Here is an 18,420-nt window from a genome sequence, read left to right as displayed (position 1 = left end):
TAATGTTCGACGAGCTGCTCGCTAACGCGTTGATGCGCGGTGGTTGTCATTACCCTCAATCGATTGGCCCCAGTTCCGCGTCCAGATCGCGGGGGCGGGCGAAGTGGACCAGCTTGCCGCACTCGGGCCGCAGTTCGTCCCAATCGTCGATATCCAGTTCGAACACGGCGAAGGCGGCGGTGGGGAATTTCGCCTTCGCTTCGTCGAACAGGTCGTTCTCGTTCCTGGGTGCCACGAGGTAGAGGATCAGGTCGGCGAGGCCGGGGTTGTGGCCGGCGAGCAGTACTGCATCGCCATCTGCCTCTTGCAGCACCTCTATGATAGTGTCGCTGCCAGCAAGGTAAAGCCGCTCGTCCCATTGAGGGTGCAAGGCCAGCTCGGCGGCTTCGAGCGTGCGCTTCACGCGTTCCGCAGGGCTGGCGAGCAATGTATTCCAGCGAACCCCATAGTCGCGGATATGTTCGCCCATCAGCGCCGCGCCGCGCCTGCCACGGTCGTTCAACCCGCGGTCGAAATCGCGTTTGTCGCTCGCGCCCCAGTCCGATTTGGCGTGCCGCATGATTCCGAGAAGTTTCACTCGCCCGCCTGTTCCTTGTCCATCAAAGCTGCTGCCTGGTTTCCAACACCCTGCGCCACGCGCTGTAAAGACTCTTCGAGTGTCAGCCTTATGACGGGTGTGCCTTCAGGGAAAGCGGACAGCAGGCGGCTGGGGAAAGCTGGGGAGAGCATCACGAAATGCCCCGCATCCTCGCGCGTGCGGATCAGGCGACCGAACGCCTGCGCGATCCGTGCCCGGATGATGCGGTCGTCGTAGCGGTGTGCGCCGCCCGCTTGCTCGGCTGCGGCGGCGCGGCGCGCGCGGTGGAGGATGGTCGGGCGCGGCCAGGGCACGCTTTCCATCACGACGCAGCGCAGCGAGCGTCCGGGCACGTCGACCCCGTCGCGCAGGGCATCGGTGCCCAGCAGGCTGGCGTGTGGGTCATCCCGGAAGATGTCGGTCAGCGTGCCGGTGTCGATCGGATCGACGTGCTGGGCATAGAGCGGGAGGCCGCCGCGCGCGAGCCGGTCGGCGATACGCCCATGCACCGCGCGCATCCGGCGGATCGCGGTGAACAGGCCGAGCACGCCGCCACCCGACGCCTCGATCAGGCGGGCATAGGCTCCGGCCAGCCCGGCAAGGTCGCCTTTGCGGATATCGGTGACGATCAGCACCTCGGCGCGCGCGGCATAGTCGAACGGGCTGTCCGCCAGCGCGGTCCTGGGGGCGATTTCGAGATGCGGCGCGCCCGAGCGGGCGATGGCGGCGGCCCAGTCCGGACCGGTCTCGTCCCGATCGGTCAGCGTGGCGCTGGTCAGCATCACGCCATGCGCGGGTTCGAGCACCACGCGCGCGAACGGCTTCATCGGGTCAAGCCAGTGGCGATGCAGGCCGACATCGAATTCGCGCGCGTCGCCGCGCTCGACCGCCAGCCAGTCGACGAATTCGGGGTCGGCGGGTCCGCCCAGCCGCGACAGTAGGGCTTCCCACGCCGCCAGCAAATCGATCCGCCAACTGAGCGAATGGCGCGCCCCATCGATCCGCGCGCGTCCTTGTCCGTCAAGCCAGTCGGGTGGATCCTCGATCACCGCCTCGAGCCTTCCGGCCAGCCGGATCAGCGGCACGCGCACCGCGGCCAGCGCCTGCTCGGCCAAACCGGCCGCCTCGACCAGTTCGCCGGGGAGCTGCGCGGCTTCGGTCTCGATGCCATAGCCCGCTTCCTGCCCTCCGCTTTCATCGCGTGCATAGGTGCAGGCGCGTACTTCGGCCAGAAGCAGCTCCAGCGGACCTGATGGTGCGTTCTCGACCAGCCGCGCAAGCCAGCCATCGGAGGGGAGCGATTGCGCCGCCTGCACAGCGGCTTCGATGGCCTTGCCACCGGCTTCATCATAGCTGGCGACATCGGCGAGCCTCGCGGCAAGACCCCTGCGGCGTCCCTTGGCGTTGCGTTCGGGGCCGAGGATCCAGCGGCGCAGCTCGATCGCTTCGGCGCCGGTCAATGCTGCGGCAAAGGTCGAATCGGCCGCTTCGAACACGTGGTGTCCTTCGTCGAACACAATGCGGGTCGGCCGCTGGGCATGGTCGCGCCCCTGACCAAAACCGGCGCGCGCCGCATTGACCATCACCAGCGCATGGTTGGCGATGACGAGATCGGCTTGCGCGCTTGCCCGTGCGGCGCGCTCGATGAAGCATTTGCGGTAATGCGGACAGCCCGCATAGACGCATTCGCCGCGCTGGTCGGTCAGCGAGGCGATGCCGCGCTTGCGGAACAGCGTGCCGAGCCAGCCGGGCAGATCGCCGCCGATCATGTCTCCGTCCTGGCTGTAGGCGGCCCAGCGCGCGACCAGCTGCGCAAGGATCGCTGCACGTCCGCCGAAACCACCTTGGAGCGCATCCTCCAGATTGAGCAGGCAGAGGTAATTCTCGCGCCCCTTGCGTACCACCACCGGTGGCGAGCCGTCCGGCCGGGCGGCAGGCCATGCGCGTGCACTCTCACGGCGCAACTGGCGCTGCAGGTTCTTGGTGTAGGTCGACACCCAGACCGTGCCGCCCGACTGTTCCGCCCAGAGCGAGGCGGGAGCGAGATAGCCGAGCGTCTTGCCGATCCCGGTGCCTGCCTGCGACAGCAGAATATGCGGCTGACGTTCGCGCGCACGCGGCGCGAAGATTGCGCCAGTGTCGCGTGCGAAGTGCCGTTGCCCTTCGCGCCTTTCGGCGCCTTCGCCGGTCAGCCGCTCCAATCGGGCAGCGATTTCCTCTTCCTCGATCAGGACTTGCCCGGGCTGGGGGCGATCCTGCGCGTCTTCCCATTCGGGCAAGCGCGAAAACAACCATTTCTCGGCCCGCTCGGGGCGAGCGATGTGCGGGGCGAGGATCTGCGCCCACGGCCAGCGCAGACGGGCCAGCGATTGGAACGCTGACCACGCACCTTCGCGTTGCGGCCAGTCGGGATTTTCGCAGGTTTCGATGAGCTTGCCTGCTGCGCGCTGCAAAAGCAGCGGCACATCACCGTCTCCAGCGGGCTCTTCGATCCCCAGCGCCGTCGCCAGTCCCTTGGGCGTAGGCACGCAGAAACGTGCCGGATGAACAAAGGCGAACAGCTCCAGCAGGTCCAGTCCTGACAGGTCGGGATAACCCAACCGGCTGGCCACAAGCGGCGCATTGAGCAGCAACAGGGGCGTGTCGGCGGCGGCCATGACGGCTTCGCCTTTCGACAGCCCACGCGTCGACCCCGATGCCTCGCGCAGCCAGGTTCCCGCATGGCTCGCTTGAAGCGCGGGGAGGGGCAGGATTTCGCTCATCGGAAAGACCATGGTCAGCTGGGAACGAAAAGTAAACACAGAGTGCCGAATTGCCAAAACAGGGCAATCCGTTGGTCGGAATTACTCGGCGCCTTATCGCGCTTGCTTTCACTAAAAACACATAATAACAGGAGTATAGACGAAGCTGAACGGCACATTACGGGAACGCCGACATAGAATGTGTCGTTAATAAGGCACTATGACAAAACTTCTCATGACCCGCTGTGCAGCCGTCGCGATTGCCGCGTCCGCCGCGCTCCCCGCAACCGCCGTTCTGGCGCAAGACGCCGCGTCATTGCAGCCTACGATCATCCTGCCCGATGTGTCTCCGGACGCGTCGGCCGCCGAGCCGGTCGAGCCCGCTGCCAACCCGGCCCCGGTGATCGTCATTCCGGAAACGGCGAGCGAGACAACCGCCCCAAGTCCGGTCGTCCTGCCCGATCCGATGCCCACCAAATCGGCTGGCGTATCGGCGATCTCGCCTAACGCCGTGGCACCGGTTGCGCCGGTCACCCCAAAACCTGCCGTCAGCACGGTCGAGAAAAAGGCGTCGTCCGCAACGACGCAGGTGAAGCAGGCGGCGACAAGTACCTCGCCCAAGAACAGTGCCGTGACCTCGACGGAGAATGCTCCGCCTCCCGCACAAACCTTTGTGGCTCCGGTCGACAGGCCAGCTTCGTCGCCCAGCCTCCAGCCAGACGGCATTCCTGACGCTCTTTCGCAGCAATCGGAGAGTCAGTCAGCCGCTGCTCCGGCAGCGACAGCCGACAACAATGCCGGTCAGGCAAACGAGGAAGCGATCTTCGGTATCGTTGGCGCATTGGGATTGATTGCCGTGGGTGGCTTGGCCGTTTCAGCCATGCGTCGTCGTCGCAACCCGCCACCCTATGTTGAAACGCGGACGGAGCACGTCGAACAACCCAAGGATGCAGGCGAGGCCGTGGCCGACGAGCCAGTTGCCACGTCGCAAGGTGCTCGCGCGTCTACGCCTGTGGCTACGCGCATCGCGCCACCGATTGCCGACGCCGGCCATTCGCGCCATCCGCTGGCCCGGGTGGAATCGACCTCCGGCAATGGCGATCCGGTCGTTCTCCCTCCAGCCGTTCCGGAAAGGTTTGACGAGCGGGACGCCCTGCTCAAACGGTTGATCGCGGCCAAGCCTGACCGTGCCAATCCGTTCCGTTCCAAGCGTGCACGCGCTCATCGCGCCAAGCTGATCATTCAGTCGCTCGATCGCAGATTCGAGAGTCGCAAGCCGCGGATCGACCTCAGCCAGTACACCAATCGCTGGCCTGCCCTGCGCGGATGGCAACCCGCGACGGCATGACCACCTGCAATGTGTCGGTGAACACACCACAGGGGCGCTCCGGGATACCGGGGCGCCTTTTGCCATGCCAGTCGCTGCTTTTCGGCTGTCCTAATCCGAATAGCGTGATTATCCTTGCGGTTCATGATGATACTTCGCTTCAACTCTCTCCCTAACCTTCAGTTCGCTGGCATCAGCTATTTCGGGGCTGTTGGATTGCGGAAATGCAAAAGTCACACGCCAAATCTCGGAAATCGATCTAAAGGACCGGCCATCAAAAAGAATCTTGCGAAAGTCACAGGTTCCAGAACCGGCAGATGTGTTCCACATCGCTGTGGACTTGCCACGGAGGTCAGCTTGGGCGAGAGGCGTGCGCGATGACTGACACCGCACTGATCGAAGCCGCAAGAAGCTCCAAGGCATGGCCGTTCCAGGAGGCGCAGCGGCTGCTCAAACGCTATCCGGATGGCGCAAAGCCGGACGGCTCGCCGGTTTTGTTCGAAACGGGATACGGCCCCTCGGGCCTGCCGCATATCGGGACGTTTCAGGAAGTGCTGCGTACCACGCTGGTACGTCGCGCATTCGAGGCGCTGATCGGCGCGAGGCCAGAGGATGGCAAGACCAGGCTGGTCGCCTTTTCCGACGATATGGACGGCCTGCGCAAGGTACCCGACAATCTGCCCAATCAGGCGCTGCTGGAAGCCAATCTCGGCAAGCCCTTGAGCCGCATTCCCGACCCCTTCGATGCCGGTTACGAAAGCTTTGCCGCGCACAATAATGCGCGCCTGCGCGAGTTTCTCGACCGGTTCGGCTTCGATTATGAATTCGTCGCGTCGAGCGACCGCTATAATTCGGGCGACTTTGACGAGGCGCTGAAGCAGGTCTTGCGCAAGAACCAGGCCATCCTCGACATCATGCTCCCGACCCTGCGCGAGGAGCGGCGCGCGACCTATTCGCCGGTCCTGCCGATCTCGCCAACTTCGGGCAAGGTGCTGCAAGTGCCGGTCGAGGTGGTTGATGCCGATGCGGGTATGGTGCGCTTCACCGACGAACATGGATCGGTGGTCGAGCAGTCCGCGTTTGGCGGGATGGCCAAGCTGCAATGGAAAGTCGATTGGGCGATGCGCTGGTATGCGCTTGGCGTCGATTACGAGATGTATGGCAAGGATCTGACCGACAGCGGCGTGCAGTCTGGCAAGATCGTGCAGGTGCTCGGTGGACGCAAGCCCGAAGGACTGATCTACGAGCTGTTCCTCGATGCCAATGGCGAGAAGATTTCCAAGTCCAAGGGCAATGGCCTGACGATCGACGAATGGCTGACCTATGGCAGCGAGGAATCGCTTGGCTTCTATATCTTCCCTAATCCCAAGAGCGCCAAGCAGCTTCATGCCGGAGTGATCCCGCGCGCGGTCGACGATTACTGGCAATTTCGCGAGCGGCTGGCCGAGCAGGAACTCGACAAGCAGCTCGGCAATCCTGTGTGGCATTTGCTGCGGGTTAATGGGGAGGGGAAGGGTTCCGATACTCCCGGCGCGGGAGACACGCTGCCGGTGACTTATGCGCTGTTGCTGAACCTCGTCGGCGTGCTGGGCGCCCAGGCCAATGCGGAGCAGGTGTGGTCGTACCTCGGCAATTATGTCGAGGACGCGGACCCCGCCAAGCAACCCGAGCTGGCCGCGCTGGTTACGACTGCGCTCGCCTATAATCGTGAATTCGTCGCCCCAACGCTGGTCAAGCGAGCAGCTGAGGCCAACGAGGCCGCGGCTTTGCGCGCGTTGGATGCGGAGCTGGCGAAGGTCGATCCGGCAACCAGCGCGGAGGATTTGCAAACAATGGTCTATGAGATCGGCAAGCGAGAGGAATTCGGGTTCGACAATCTGCGCGACTGGTTCAAGGCGCTCTATGAAACGCTGCTGGGCAGCGCGCAGGGGCCGCGGATGGGCAGTTTCATCGCGCTTTACGGTATCGATAACAGCCGCAAACTGATTGCGGAGGCGCTATCGCGATGACCGATCCTGCCCGGGTAGAGCAACTGGCTCAGGAGTTGCTGGGTCGGTCGTTGGACGAACTCGATGTCGAGGAGCAGGAAGTCCTCAATCGGGTTGCGTCCGGGTCCTATATCGGAATCGACGCGGCAGAGGCGGCACAACTGCGAATGAGCTTCGCCGACAAGCTGGCCGACCGCGTGGCCGCGGTGGGCGGAAGTTGGGGTTTCATCATCGCCTTTGGCGTGGTTCTGGTCACTTGGATGCTGCTCAACAGCGAAGTGCTGGTCGATCTGGGGATCAAGCCGTTCGATGGCTATCCCTACATCTTCCTCAACCTGATGCTGTCGATGCTGGCCGCGATACAGGCGCCGGTCATCATGATGAGCCAGAACCGGCAATCAGCCAAGGATCGGGTTGCCGCGCGGCACGATTATGAGGTCAACCTACGCACCCAGCTCGAAATCTTGCGGCTGTCTCGCAAGATCGACCGGCTGGCGCGGCTCGCCACCGATTCGGCTAAGCGCGACGGCAAGGGTTGATGTCGTGCGCCGTTCAGGCCCGCGCGTTCAACGCCATTTGCGTGTGCGATACCATTTGGTGAGGACATATTTCATGCCCTTGATCACCGGCGTTCCCGCATGGAGCGTATCGAGATTTGGCGTGCCGTCCGGTTTGGCATTGTTCCACACCAGCAAGACACCCGGTTTGGGTTCGATCGAAGCGCCGATCTCCGAAAAGAAGGTATGCCCACCTTCCTCGACCTCGTTCAGGAAAGCCATCGCCGTCCAGCTGCGCTGCCCACCGCGCTTCTGTTCGCCCTTCCAGTACGGCTGGTCGGTGTAGAACCAGTCGTTATGCGCCTTGAACTCCTGCCCCGGCAGATACCGTTGCCCCTGGATCGTCTCGCCGCAGATCGAATTGATCCCGAGCAAATCGTCGATTCGACGCGACACGCCTTTGACGAACGGGTCGTGCGGATCGAAATTCCCGGAATAGGAGGTGCGGAACTTGCTGGCGTAGGAGGTGTCGTGCAGCTCGCTCGGCCTGGCCACGACATCGATGATGCGCACGAAACGCTCGCACTCCACGGGCGTCAGGAAATCGCCGACGGCGAAGATCTCAGCCCTGTCGCTGGGAATTTTGTAGACGCCGGGATCGCCTTCGAGCCGCGCGCGAACCGAAGCGCCAATGCGGCGCAAGGCATCCTGATCGGGAACGGTAGTGATGGAATTCATGGCGCACAGATTTAGTCATTGAAGCGCACGGTGCAACCCAGCGGCTTGTCAGTGGCGCCATATACGTTAGTCAGGGTGCTGGTCGCACCAATCGGGAGCCGCAGTCTATGGTAGTGAATGCAACGAACAGAACACGCTACTCGGTTGTAGCCATGCTGTTTCACTGGACGATTGCCGTGCTGGTGATCCTTAATTGGCGCCTGGCCGAAAATGCGCATCACGCAAAGGGTGCCGCAGGCGCCGCGCTGATGGGGGATCACAAGGCTTTCGGTATCCTGATCCTTGTGCTGACGCTCGGGCGACTGCTGTGGCGATTGGGCCATCCCGTGCCGCCACTTCCGACCAATTACGCCAACTGGGAGAAAATCGTCGCTAGGACAACGCACGTGATCTTTTACGTCTTGCTGATAGCTTTGCCACTGGGCGCTTGGATCGCCAATTCGCTCGGCGGCCGGTCGATCGATTTCTTCGGGTGGTTCACCATTCCGCCGCTTCCGATCGGTCAGAATAAGGGCCTCAGCCGCGAGATATTCGAGCTGCACGGCACTTTCGGTATGATCCTGATCTACCTTGTCGGCCTGCACATTCTTGGCGCACTCAAACATACCTTCTTCGATAAGGATGGCGGGATTTTCAGAATGCTCCCCTTCGGTAAGGTTGCCGGCGAATAATCGACAACGAAAAGCCCCCGCCAGTCAGCTTGCTGGCGGGGGCTGTTTATGAGTCGGCAATTACCAGAAAATACCGTGGATCACGTCGACCACGCGGCCAGTGTAGATGTCGACCAGCAGGGCATCGTCATAATAGCGTACCCAGCGATACGGGCCGTAGACCGGCGGCAGGCGGTAATAGCCCGGATCGTTGATCCAGTAGCGGTTCGAATAGAACAGCGAATTCAGGACGAAGCCGATACCAAGCCGACGGTAGCTGTAATCGCGGTAGGGCGCATAATACCGGTTCAAGCGGTAAATATTGCGGTGCGAGCGGCGGTAGTTCTGCCAGTTGTAGCGGTGATCGTTCCGCCAATGGCTTCGGTTCCACTGGCGATAATCCTGCCGACTATCCCGCCGCGCTTCACGATAGCCGTTGTTATAGGCGCGAGCCCGATCATTCCGGTCGTTGCGGCGATCGACCGTGCGACCGTCACGATAACCGTCGCGATAATTCGCTCGTGCCCGTTCGTGTGATTGGCGTTCGATCTGCTGACGGCGTTGGGCAGCAATGCGGTTGGCGCCGTAGCTGTTGTCGCGCTGCCAGTTCGACCGACTTTCGCGCTGCACCTCCTGGCGCTGGACTTGGCGCATTGCCTGGCCACGATCGAAGTTTCTTTCCTCGCGTCGAATGTTGGGGTTCGGCTGAGAGCGTTGTTCACTACGCGACCAGTTGCGCTGTTGGGGCCGGTCCGATCTCGCTGGGCGTTGCTCGACGCGATTGCCGCCGTGCCGAGCATTTTCGGAATGCTGACCGCGATCGTGACGGTCGGCTGCGTTCGAAGGCGAAGCAGCAAATATCATGGCCGTAGCTAATGCTGCTGCTGCAGACCCTCGTAGAAGTTTGATCATATTCATGGACGCTCTCCACTTGCTGTGCCGCCCCACCAGTCCGGCGAATGTGTCGATGATTGCTTGATACGGGCGACACGATGAGTCCGATCTGAACTGACACGATGCCTTCTGTTAATATTTGAACCGTTGAACATGAATATCAACTTGGACCAAGCCTCTCGGGAATTATCGGATGTCGCATTTCTGCCGCAAACTGTTCTGGACCTTTTGTCGTTTGGAACGTACCGGGGCTGGCGATGAAATTCCCCTCCAAACCCTCCGGCAAGAGCTTTGTCCTGAAGCCGGGTGAGTTCGTAAATGCCAAGGATTGGGGACGCCGAAGTGCCACACTGGTCGGCGCTGTTGCGGTTGGGTTGTTTGCGATCTTTTTCGCGCGAGGAGCGGACTGGATCTATGGCGTGTTCGTCAAGCTCAGCACCGCCAACCCGATTGTAGTCCATCTGATCGTCACACCTCTGGTATTTTTGGTGATCGGCTGGCTCACGGTACGCTATGCCCCACAATCGACCGGTTCCGGCATCCCGCAAGTGATCGCGGCCAGCCATGCGCCGCACAGTGAAAATTCCCACAGACTGGTGTCCATCAAGGTCGCGATTGCCAAGGCTGCACTCACCTTTGGCGGATTGTTCGGCGGCGCTTCGGTAGGACGTGAGGGGCCGACGGTGCAACTCGCCGCAGCAATCATGCTGCGCGTCCATAAGCTGTTTAAGGTCCGCATAACGCCGGGTATCTACATTGCCGGCGGTGCGGCAGGTGTCGCCGCGGCGTTCAACACACCGCTCGCAGGGATTGCCTTCGCGATCGAGGAGTTGGCGGTTGCCTACGAACAACGTGTTGCCGTGCTGGTCATGGGCGCAGTGATGATCGCGGGTATTACCAGTCAGGGCATCGCTGGAAGTTATCTCTACTTCGGCCAGATCAATGGTGGTCTGCCGGTTTCCACCATACTGCTGGTATGTCCACTTGCCGGCATTCTGGGCGGAGCGCTCGGAGGATTGTTTTCGCGTGGCCTCCTGCTTCTGCGCGGTCCGAAGGGGCGCTATTCCAAGCTGCTGGGACGCAGGCCGATGGTTACTGCTCTCGTTTGCGGAGTGATCGTCGGTCTGATGGGTTATCTTACCGCAGGCGCGACGTCGGGGACGGGATATGCGCCGACCAAGCATTTGCTCGAAGGCGGATCGGCCGATTACTGGTTCGGTCCCGCCAAGTTCATCACCACTCTGGCGACGAGCGCCAGTGCCATTCCCGGCGGTATCTTCGCTCCCTCGCTTGCTGTGGGCGCGGGTTTCGGCGAGCTGCTGACGCCGCTGTTTCCGTCGCATCAGGCGGGGTTGATCGTGCTGATCGGCATGGGCGGTTATTTCACTGGCGTCGTGCGCGCGCCGCTGACCGCGGTCATCATTCTCAGCGAAGCCACCGGCAGCAGTTCGGCGATCCTGCCGCTGTTCGCCACCGCGTTGATCGGCGATTGGGCAGGCGGTCTCGTGTGCCGTGACCGGCTCTACCACGCGCTCTCCCATACGTTCGAACCGCTTGAGGATCGACCGGCTGACGAAGACGACCGTCGCAAAGGCGAAGGGGACGAAACGTCCCCTCCAACCGAGATTACCCCGAAGTAAGTCAGCTTAAGCGGCAAGCGGAACCAGCTTGCCAACGCCGTGGTGGGCGGCGGCCATGGCTGCTTCGCGAGCGGCATCGCTGATCTTGAGACCTTCGGCGATCACGAAAGTCGGCTGGGTGATTCCAATGAACGCGAGCGCGTCGGACATGTAGCGTTCGGCATGCTCGACGGAACGCTGGGCGCTGTCTTCGCCGTAAAGTCCACCGCGCGTCACAGCGATGATCACGCGCTTGTCGCCCATCAAGCCTTCCGGTCCGTTCTCCGTATAGCGGAAGGTCTCGCCTGCCACGAGGACGCGGTCCACCCATGCCTTGAGCTGGCTGGGAATGGTGAAATTGTACATTGGCGCACCGATCACCACCACGTCGGCGGCCTTGAATTCGGCGAGGACGGCTTGCGATTCATCGCTGCCGAATGCGGGCAGGGTGAGATGGTCGAGCGGCTGTGCGGCAAGGTCGCGATAGGTAACTTCGGCGTCCGAAGTCGTGTCGCTGAGAGCTTTGGTAATGGCAGCGGTAATCTCTCGGCTGGCTGATGCTTCGCCGGTGATGCTGGAATCGAGATGCAGAATGTTCATGGCAGTTACTCCGGTCACAAATATTGACTAAGACCACATAAGTGACCACATAAGTCCCGCAAGAACGCAAAATCCACTGACCAGGTCACACCGATATGACTGAAAGCCCACATCCCCATAGCAACCCCGATTGCCGCGCTGTCAGCGAGTTGCTGAGCCGGGTGGGGGACAAGTGGACGGTGCTGATCGTCAAGGCGCTTGAAACGCAGAGCCGTCGCTTCAACGAACTCAAACGAGAGGTCGGCGGGATTTCGCAGCAAATGCTGACCCGCACACTGCGAATGCTTGAGCGCGACGGGATGGTAACTCGCACGGTGCATCCCACTGTGCCGCCACAGGTCGATTACGCGCTGACCGATCTGGGCCGGTCGCTGGCGGTCCCGGTGATGGCGCTGACCGAATGGACTTTCGCCAATCTGCCCGAAATCCATGCCAATCGCGCGGCCTACGACGGAGCGATGGAAGACGCGGCCTGACATGTCACCCGATACCCGGGTGATGTTGGACCGAAGTTGGAACCGCGTACGATCGCTCCGACGATATGGAACACATGGTACACGGTCCTGAAGCAAAAAAGCTGACCTGCCAGGGACGGCACACTGGCGGCGCTGAGTAGGGCGATTCAAGCTGGCCGTGGCAACGCATTTCATGCCGCGAAGCTAACGAGCGGATCGCCGAGTAGGAAAGCGGCCCTATCGGCGAGCGAAGCCGTGAAGCCCCTCGGGAGGGACTTTACGCTCCTCGATCCGCTGGACCTGAGCGCGAGATGGGCCTTCGTGCATCGCCTCGATCATCGCCCGGACCGTCTCCGGCTCTCCTTCGAGATGCGCTTCGACAGTGTCATCGGGCAGGTTCCTGACCCAGCCCGCAATGCCGAGGCCGCGTGCCGTCGACACCATCCAGTCGCGATAGAATACGGCTTGTACGCGGCCATGGATGATGAGGTGAATAGCGGTCATCGTCGATTCGAGCTTGTTTCAAAAGATTTAGCCCGCATTTAGCCGCGATGCGAAGCAATACAGCCGAAGGCGACAGCACACCACTTCCTCCACTGCTTGTTGCGTTGATGGCGTTCGCCTGCGGGGCGATGGTTGCGAACCTCTATTATGCCCAGACCTTGATCGACACGATTGGTCCGCAAATCGGCCTCTCACCAGGGCTGGCCGGAATGGTCACCACTCTGACGCAATTGGGTTATGGTCTGGGGCTGGCGCTGCTGGTGCCGCTGGGCGACCTGTTCGAGAACCGCCGACTGACGCTGATCGCCACCGCTGGGACCACGCTCGGCGCGGTCGGCATTGCTCTTTCGAATGGACCCGCGACTTTCCTCATCGCATCGCTGATCACGGGTGTCTGCGCGACAGGCGCGCAGGTGTTGATCCCGCTCGCCACCCATCTGTCGAGCGAGGAGCGGCAGGGCCGGACCATCGGTTTGCTGATGAGCGGTTTGCTCACGGGCATCATGCTCGCCCGTCCGCTGGCGAGCTTCCTCACAGAAGTCGCGGGTTGGCGTGCCATTTTCTGGCTCTCGGCAGCCATGATGGCGCTGACGGGGCTAGCGTTGGCAGCAAAGCTCCCTTCGCGCAGGCCACAAGCGAAGATCGGCTATGGCGCGATCGTCGCCTCGATGGGCCGTCTGTTCATGCAGCATCGCCAGTTGCGGCTGCGCGCCTTCTATCAGGCGGTGATCTTCGCTGCATTCAACCTGTTCTGGACCGCTGCGCCGCTGGAGCTGATCCATCGGTTCGCCTTCTCACAGGACGATGTCGCGCTGTTCGCATTGGCGGGTGCGGGCGGCGCGCTGGCCGCGCCGCTCGCCGGATGGCTGGGCGACCGGGGGCTGACCTGGTGGAGCACGCTGGTCGCGATGGTGCTGCTTACAGCTGGCTTTGCCGCAGCCGGTGTGGTGGTGACTGCGGGCGCGGTGATCGCCTTTGCCGCAACCGCCGTGTTGATCGATGCCTCGGTTCAGCTCAACCAGATCAGCGGCCAGAAGATCATTTTCGCCCTCTCTCGCGAGGCGCGATCGCGCGTGAACGCCGTCTATATGACGATCATGTTCGTGGTCGGTGCCAGTGGATCGCTGATCGGTTCGGCCAGCTATCACGCGGGCGGCTGGTCGCTTTCCGCCGGGATCGGCGCCGCCATGGGCGCAGCGATCCTGATGGTGTTCCTGGTGTTCGACCGCCGCACGAGCGATTAAGGATCGGACGGGGCGCATTGGACGCGCCGCCCGATCCTCATGACCGCTACCTCGTGAGCTTCTTGTACGCCAACCGCGTAGGCCGGTCCGCCGCATCGCCGAGCCTGCGCCGCTTGTCTTCCTCGTAAGCCTCGAAGTTGCCTTCGAACCACTCCACGTGACTGTCGCCTTCGAAGGCGAGGATATGGGTGGCAAGCCGGTCGAGGAAAAAGCGATCGTGGCTGATGACCACGGCGCAACCGGCGAAGTTTTCGATCGCCTCTTCCAGCGCGCCCAGCGTTTCCACGTCGAGATCGTTGGTCGGTTCGTCCAGCAGCAGCACATTGCCGCCCTGCTTCAGCATCTTGGCCATGTGCACGCGGTTGCGCTCACCGCCCGACAGCTTGCCGACGTTCTTCTGCTGGTCCTGACCCTTGAAGTTGAAAGCGCCGACATAGGCACGCGTCGACATGTCCTGCCCGTTGACCTTCATGTAATCGAGCCCGTCGGAGATTTCCTCCCAGACATTGTGTTTGGGATCGAGGTCATCGCGGCTTTGATCGACATAGCCCAGATGCACGGTCTGGCCGATTTCAACCGTACCGCTGTCGGGCTCTTCCTTGCCGGTCAGGATCTTGAACAGAGTCGACTTGCCCGCGCCGTTCGGCCCGATCACGCCAACGATGCCGCCCGGGGGCAGCATAAATGACAGGTCTTCGAACAGCAGCTTGTCGCCATAGGCCTTGGTGATGTTCTTGGCCTCGATCACCTTGCCGCCGAGCCGCTCGGGGACCTGGATCACGATCTGCGCTTTGCCGACCTGGCGGCTGTCCTGCGCGTTCTGCAATTCCTCGAACTTGCGGATACGCGCCTTGGACTTGGTCTGGCGCGCGGCGGGGGTCTGCCGGATCCATTCGAGTTCGCGGGACAGTGCCTTCTGCTTGCCCGATTCCTCGCGGCTTTCCTGCTCGAGCCGCTTGGCCTTCTTTTCCAGATAAGTCGAGTAATTGCCTTCGTAGGGATAGTAGGAGCCGCGATCGAGCTCGAGAATCCATTCGACCACATTATCGAGGAAATAGCGGTCGTGGGTGATCATCAGCACCGCACCGGCATATTCCTTGAGATGGTTTTCGAGCCACTGGACGCTTTCGGCGTCGAGGTGGTTGGTCGGTTCGTCGAGCAGCAGGATCGAGGGCTTCTGGATCAGCAGCCGGGTCAGCGCCACGCGGCGCTTTTCACCACCCGACAGGCTTTCCACGCCCATATCGCCGGGCGGGCAGCGCAGCGCCTCCATCGCAATTTCGAGCTGATTGTCGAGCGTCCAGCCATCGACAGCGTCGATCTTCGCTTGCAGCTCGGACATTTCCTCGCCCAGCTTGTCGAAATCGGCATCCGGCTCGGCCATCTCGGCGCTGATCGCGTTGAAGCGTTCGACCAGTTCTGCGGTTTCTTTCGCCCCGTCGCGCACGTTTTCCAGCACGGTCTTGGTCGGGTCAAGTTCCGGCTCCTGCTCCAGATAGCCGACGGTGATGTTCTCACCCGGCCAGGCCTCGCCGGTGAAATCTGTGTCGATCCCGGCCATGATCTTGATCAGCGTGGACTTGCCCGCGCCGTTGGGGCCGACGATACCGATCTTGGCGCCCTGGTAGAATTGCAGGTTGATATCCTTCAGCACCGGCTTGGGAGCGCCGGTGAAGGTCTTGGTCATGTTCTTCATGACGAACGCGTATTGGGCGGCCATGGTCGTCCTTTAATGGGATGATCTGATGTGTCAGGATTTGGCGGTGCAGATAGGCATTAAGCCGGCGCGGGGCAAGCGCGATGGTTGGCGGCAGGATGGTTTTGATTGGAGCAAGCCAGCAGGTTTTCCATCCCTTCTGGCATTTTAGGAGGCAGGCTTGCGCGCACTCCACCGTGTTCGGTTTATGCATTCGTATGATCGCTTGCCGATCCTAGCTCGTCGTGCAACCGGTTTCATCGATATAAGATGGGAGATTGGGCATGCGGCGTATCGACTATGGTCTGGGTATTGTGGCCGGAATGCTGGCGCTCGCACCGCAAATCGCCCATGCCCGCGATCTGGATGTTTTCGCGAATGGGCAGGAAATTTCCGTCGCTGCGCTTTCCGACAATATCGTCCGCATTCGCGTCTGGCCCAAAGGGCAGGAACCGCGCGACGAAAGCTGGGCCGTTGCGCGCAAGATCCGCGATGGACGCGCCGAGGCGCAGGTGGATGGAGCTTCACTGTCCACCGATCGCATGACGGTGGTCGTCGACCCCAAGACACTGGCGGTGCGCGTGCTCGACCCGCAAGGCAAGGTCATCGTGTCCGATGTCGACCCGATCGAGCGCAAGGGAACGGCTTTCACGATCGACAAGAGCCTTGACCTGGGCGAGCACATCTTCGGCATGGGTGACAAGACCGGCGGGGTCGACCGGCGCGGCAAGAGTTTCACCAACTGGAACACCGATGCCTATGGCTTCGACAATGCGACCGACCCGATTTACAAATCGATTCCCTTCTATGTATCGGTGGGCGGGAAGGGCGGTGCCTATGGGCTGCTGCTCGACAACACCTACCGCAGCTGGTTCGATTTCGGCCATCGTAATGCCAATCGGATCGAGATCGGCGCGGTCGACGGCCCCGTTGATTACTATGTCATCGCCGGTCCGACGATGCGCGACGTTGTGCGCGGCTATACTCATCTGACCGGCAAGGCACCGATGCCGCCGCGCTGGATGCTCGGTTACCAACAATCGCGCTGGTCCTACATGAGCGAGAAGGAGGTGCGCGATCTAGCCGCGCGGCTGCGCAAGGACCGTGTGCCGACCGACGTGATCTGGCTCGACATCGATTTCCAGGATCGCAATCGACCTTTCACGATCAATCATGAGACCTTCCCGCATTTCAAGCAGATGATCGGCGATCTCGATGCGATGGGGATCAAGACGGTTGCCATTGCGGACCTCCACATCGCCCACGCTCCCGACCAGGGGTACGCGCCATTCGATCAGGGCATGGCGCAGGATCGCTTCGTCAGGAATGCTGACGGATCCTTGTACATCGCGCCGGTCTGGCCGGGCCCGTCGGTTTTTCCGGAGTTCACGCAGGCCAGTACGCGTGCCTGGTGGGGCACGTTGTTCAAGGGGCTGGTCGACGATGGCGTCGCTGGCATCTGGAACGACATGAACGAACCGGCGATCTTCGATACGCCGACGAAGACCATGCCGCTCACCGTGCGGGACCGCATCTCCGGACCAGATCACGCAACGCGCGTCACTGACCAACGCGAGATCCATAACGTGTTCGGCATGGAAAACAGCCGCGCGACCTATGAAGGTTTGCTCAAGCTGAGGCCCAATGAACGTCCGTTCGTGATGACGCGCGCCTCTTATGCCGGCGGGCAGCGCTATGCCGCAACATGGACCGGCGACAACAGCTCCACCTGGGAGCATCTCAAGCTTTCGGTGTCGCAGACACTCAACCTTGGGCTGTCGGGTTTTTCCTGGGCGGGCGCCGATGTCGGCGGGTTCACCGGCGGGCCGAGCCCCGAGCTGCTGACCCGCTGGTTCGAATATGCGACCTTTGCGCCGATCTTCCGCGATCATTCGCAAAAGGATGCTCCGCGCTCCGAACCCTGGGTCGATGGGCCAGAACAGCTAGCGATCCGGCGGCGCTATGTCGATGCGCGCTATCGCCTAATGCCCTATCTCTACGCGGTGGCGGCCCACACCGCCGCGACTGGGGACCCGTTCATGCGCCCGATCGCCTATGATTATCCGGGCGTCCTGGATTCCGGTTGCGATATGTCGATGCAGTTCACTGTTGGCGGTGCGTTGCTGGTGGCGGGCAACCCCAAGCCTGAATCTCCGCGAAGCTATTCTGCCTGTCTGCCAAAAGGCGGGTGGTACGATTACTGGACCGGGGAGAAGGTGACGGGCAAGCCGTTCGAAGATGGCAGCGTCTCGCAATTGGAGATTGCTCCGAAGCTCGACACACTACCGGTGTTCGTGCGTGCAGGTACGATCCTGCCGCGCCAGCCCCTTGTGCAGAGCACCAGCGAAGTGCCGGAGGGGCCACTCGAACTCGACGTATATCCCGGCCCCGATTGCCACGGGACGCTCTATGACGACGATGGACATTCGCTCGACTTCGAACGCGGTGATTATGCGCGGCAGCAGATCACTTGCACGATGAATGGTGATCGCCTGACCTCGCTCACTATTTCTGCGCGCGAGGGCACTTATGTGCCGTGGTGGAAGGAAATGCGGGTCGTGATATACGGTTCGGATGGCTATACGGCATCCATCTCGGGCAAGCCTGTGGCGATGAGCAATAGTAAATTAGGGTCCAGCTTCACCATTCCGGCGAGCGCAGCAGCGACAAGCATCGTCTTCTCTCCGGCACGCGGATCACAATAAGGGATTCAGACCGCGAGCGGACGTATTGCCCGCTTGCGGTCTGTCCTTATGGTTTCATGCGCGCGCGCATGTCAGGCTTGTGCATGTCAGGCCTCTGCCGGGTGTCGTGCGAAGATGCCGAAGCCAGCGATGATGGCGTAGCAGATGGCGGGCAGGGTGAGCGCGAAGGCGTAGCTGGTGTGGTC

The 18,420-nt window shown here is 61.7% G+C and carries 15 protein-coding genes; 8 read left to right on the top strand and 7 right to left on the bottom strand.

Features of this window, described 5'->3' with window-relative positions:
* Window positions 1-55: 55 nt before the first annotated feature.
* Together GRI58_RS14685 and GRI58_RS14680 are read right to left on the bottom strand one after the other, a co-directional pair.
* A complete protein-coding gene (locus GRI58_RS14685) occupies window positions 56-577 on the bottom strand; it encodes a histidine phosphatase family protein (protein ID WP_160754364.1) in 522 nt (173 codons plus the stop codon).
* Window positions 574-3,339 (bottom strand): ATP-dependent DNA helicase, encoded by a 2,766-nt coding sequence (locus GRI58_RS14680; RefSeq protein ID WP_160754363.1) that lies wholly within the window; start codon window positions 3,337-3,339, stop codon window positions 574-576. Before GRI58_RS14680 ends, GRI58_RS14685 begins: the two co-directional genes overlap by 4 nt.
* 199 nt (window positions 3,340-3,538) lie before the next feature.
* Between GRI58_RS14680 and GRI58_RS14675 the strand changes: the two genes are divergently transcribed.
* The 3 genes from GRI58_RS14675 to GRI58_RS14665 all read left to right on the top strand — a co-directional run bounded on the left by GRI58_RS14675 (window position 3,539) and on the right by GRI58_RS14665 (window position 7,172).
* Window positions 3,539-4,666: a hypothetical protein gene (locus tag GRI58_RS14675; protein WP_160754362.1), complete on the top strand. Its 1,128-nt coding sequence runs from the start codon at window positions 3,539-3,541 to the stop codon at window positions 4,664-4,666.
* 356 nt (window positions 4,667-5,022) lie between these two features.
* Window positions 5,023-6,654, top strand: coding sequence for a lysine--tRNA ligase (locus tag GRI58_RS14670; RefSeq protein ID WP_160754361.1), 1,632 nt, complete (start codon window positions 5,023-5,025; stop codon window positions 6,652-6,654).
* Window positions 6,651-7,172, top strand: a complete 522-nt coding sequence (locus GRI58_RS14665; RefSeq protein ID WP_160754360.1) for a DUF1003 domain-containing protein — start codon at window positions 6,651-6,653, stop codon at window positions 7,170-7,172. Before GRI58_RS14670 ends, GRI58_RS14665 begins: the two co-directional genes overlap by 4 nt.
* A gap of 27 nt (window positions 7,173-7,199) precedes the next feature.
* On the opposite strand, the gene GRI58_RS14660 is transcribed toward GRI58_RS14665, so the two are convergent.
* The gene (locus tag GRI58_RS14660) at window positions 7,200-7,868 is read right to left on the bottom strand and encodes a prolyl hydroxylase family protein (protein ID WP_160754359.1); all 669 of its coding nucleotides are present in this window, start codon (window positions 7,866-7,868) and stop codon (window positions 7,200-7,202) included.
* A gap of 107 nt (window positions 7,869-7,975) precedes the next feature.
* Here GRI58_RS14660 and GRI58_RS14655 point away from each other — a divergent pair, with 107 nt between their 5' ends.
* Window positions 7,976-8,539 (top strand): cytochrome b, encoded by a 564-nt coding sequence (locus tag GRI58_RS14655; protein ID WP_160754358.1) that lies wholly within the window; start codon window positions 7,976-7,978, stop codon window positions 8,537-8,539.
* A gap of 60 nt (window positions 8,540-8,599) precedes the next feature.
* Here GRI58_RS14655 and GRI58_RS14650 read toward each other — a convergent pair whose 3' ends face one another.
* Entirely contained in the window at window positions 8,600-9,172 is a 573-nt protein-coding gene (locus tag GRI58_RS14650; protein WP_160754357.1) for an RcnB family protein, read from the bottom strand.
* Window positions 9,173-9,669: 497 nt separating this feature from the next.
* Here GRI58_RS14650 and GRI58_RS14645 point away from each other — a divergent pair, with 497 nt between their 5' ends.
* The gene (locus GRI58_RS14645) at window positions 9,670-11,052 is read left to right on the top strand and encodes a chloride channel protein (protein ID WP_160754356.1); all 1,383 of its coding nucleotides are present in this window, start codon (window positions 9,670-9,672) and stop codon (window positions 11,050-11,052) included.
* 6 nt (window positions 11,053-11,058) lie between these two features.
* On the opposite strand, the gene GRI58_RS14640 is transcribed toward GRI58_RS14645, so the two are convergent.
* Window positions 11,059-11,631, bottom strand: coding sequence for an FMN-dependent NADH-azoreductase (locus GRI58_RS14640; protein WP_160754355.1), 573 nt, complete (start codon window positions 11,629-11,631; stop codon window positions 11,059-11,061).
* Window positions 11,632-11,726: 95 nt separating this feature from the next.
* Between GRI58_RS14640 and GRI58_RS14635 the strand changes: the two genes are divergently transcribed.
* Window positions 11,727-12,107, top strand: coding sequence for a winged helix-turn-helix transcriptional regulator (locus GRI58_RS14635; protein WP_160754354.1), 381 nt, complete (start codon window positions 11,727-11,729; stop codon window positions 12,105-12,107).
* A 216-nt stretch (window positions 12,108-12,323) separates the two neighbouring features.
* Here the strand turns inward: GRI58_RS14635 and GRI58_RS14630 are convergent, their stop codons facing one another.
* A complete protein-coding gene (locus tag GRI58_RS14630; RefSeq protein ID WP_160754353.1) occupies window positions 12,324-12,590 on the bottom strand; it encodes an acylphosphatase in 267 nt (88 codons plus the stop codon).
* 47 nt (window positions 12,591-12,637) lie between these two features.
* On the opposite strand from GRI58_RS14630, the gene GRI58_RS14625 reads away from it, so the two are divergent.
* Window positions 12,638-13,834 (top strand): MFS transporter, encoded by a 1,197-nt coding sequence (locus tag GRI58_RS14625; RefSeq protein WP_160754352.1) that lies wholly within the window; start codon window positions 12,638-12,640, stop codon window positions 13,832-13,834.
* A gap of 46 nt (window positions 13,835-13,880) precedes the next feature.
* On the opposite strand, the gene ettA is transcribed toward GRI58_RS14625, so the two are convergent.
* Window positions 13,881-15,554, bottom strand: a complete 1,674-nt coding sequence (gene ettA / locus GRI58_RS14620) for an energy-dependent translational throttle protein EttA (protein ID WP_160754351.1) — start codon at window positions 15,552-15,554, stop codon at window positions 13,881-13,883.
* Between the two features lie 260 nt (window positions 15,555-15,814).
* Between ettA and GRI58_RS14615 the strand changes: the two genes are divergently transcribed.
* Window positions 15,815-18,235, top strand: coding sequence for a glycoside hydrolase family 31 protein (locus GRI58_RS14615; protein WP_160754350.1), 2,421 nt, complete (start codon window positions 15,815-15,817; stop codon window positions 18,233-18,235).
* The last annotated feature ends 185 nt before the right edge of the window (window positions 18,236-18,420 follow it).

Source organism: Qipengyuania algicida, from assembly GCF_009828025.1.
GTDB lineage: Bacteria > Pseudomonadota > Alphaproteobacteria > Sphingomonadales > Sphingomonadaceae > Qipengyuania > Qipengyuania algicida.
Note: the sequence above shows the minus strand (reverse complement) of the source record. Positions and strands in the feature narration are given on the sequence as shown.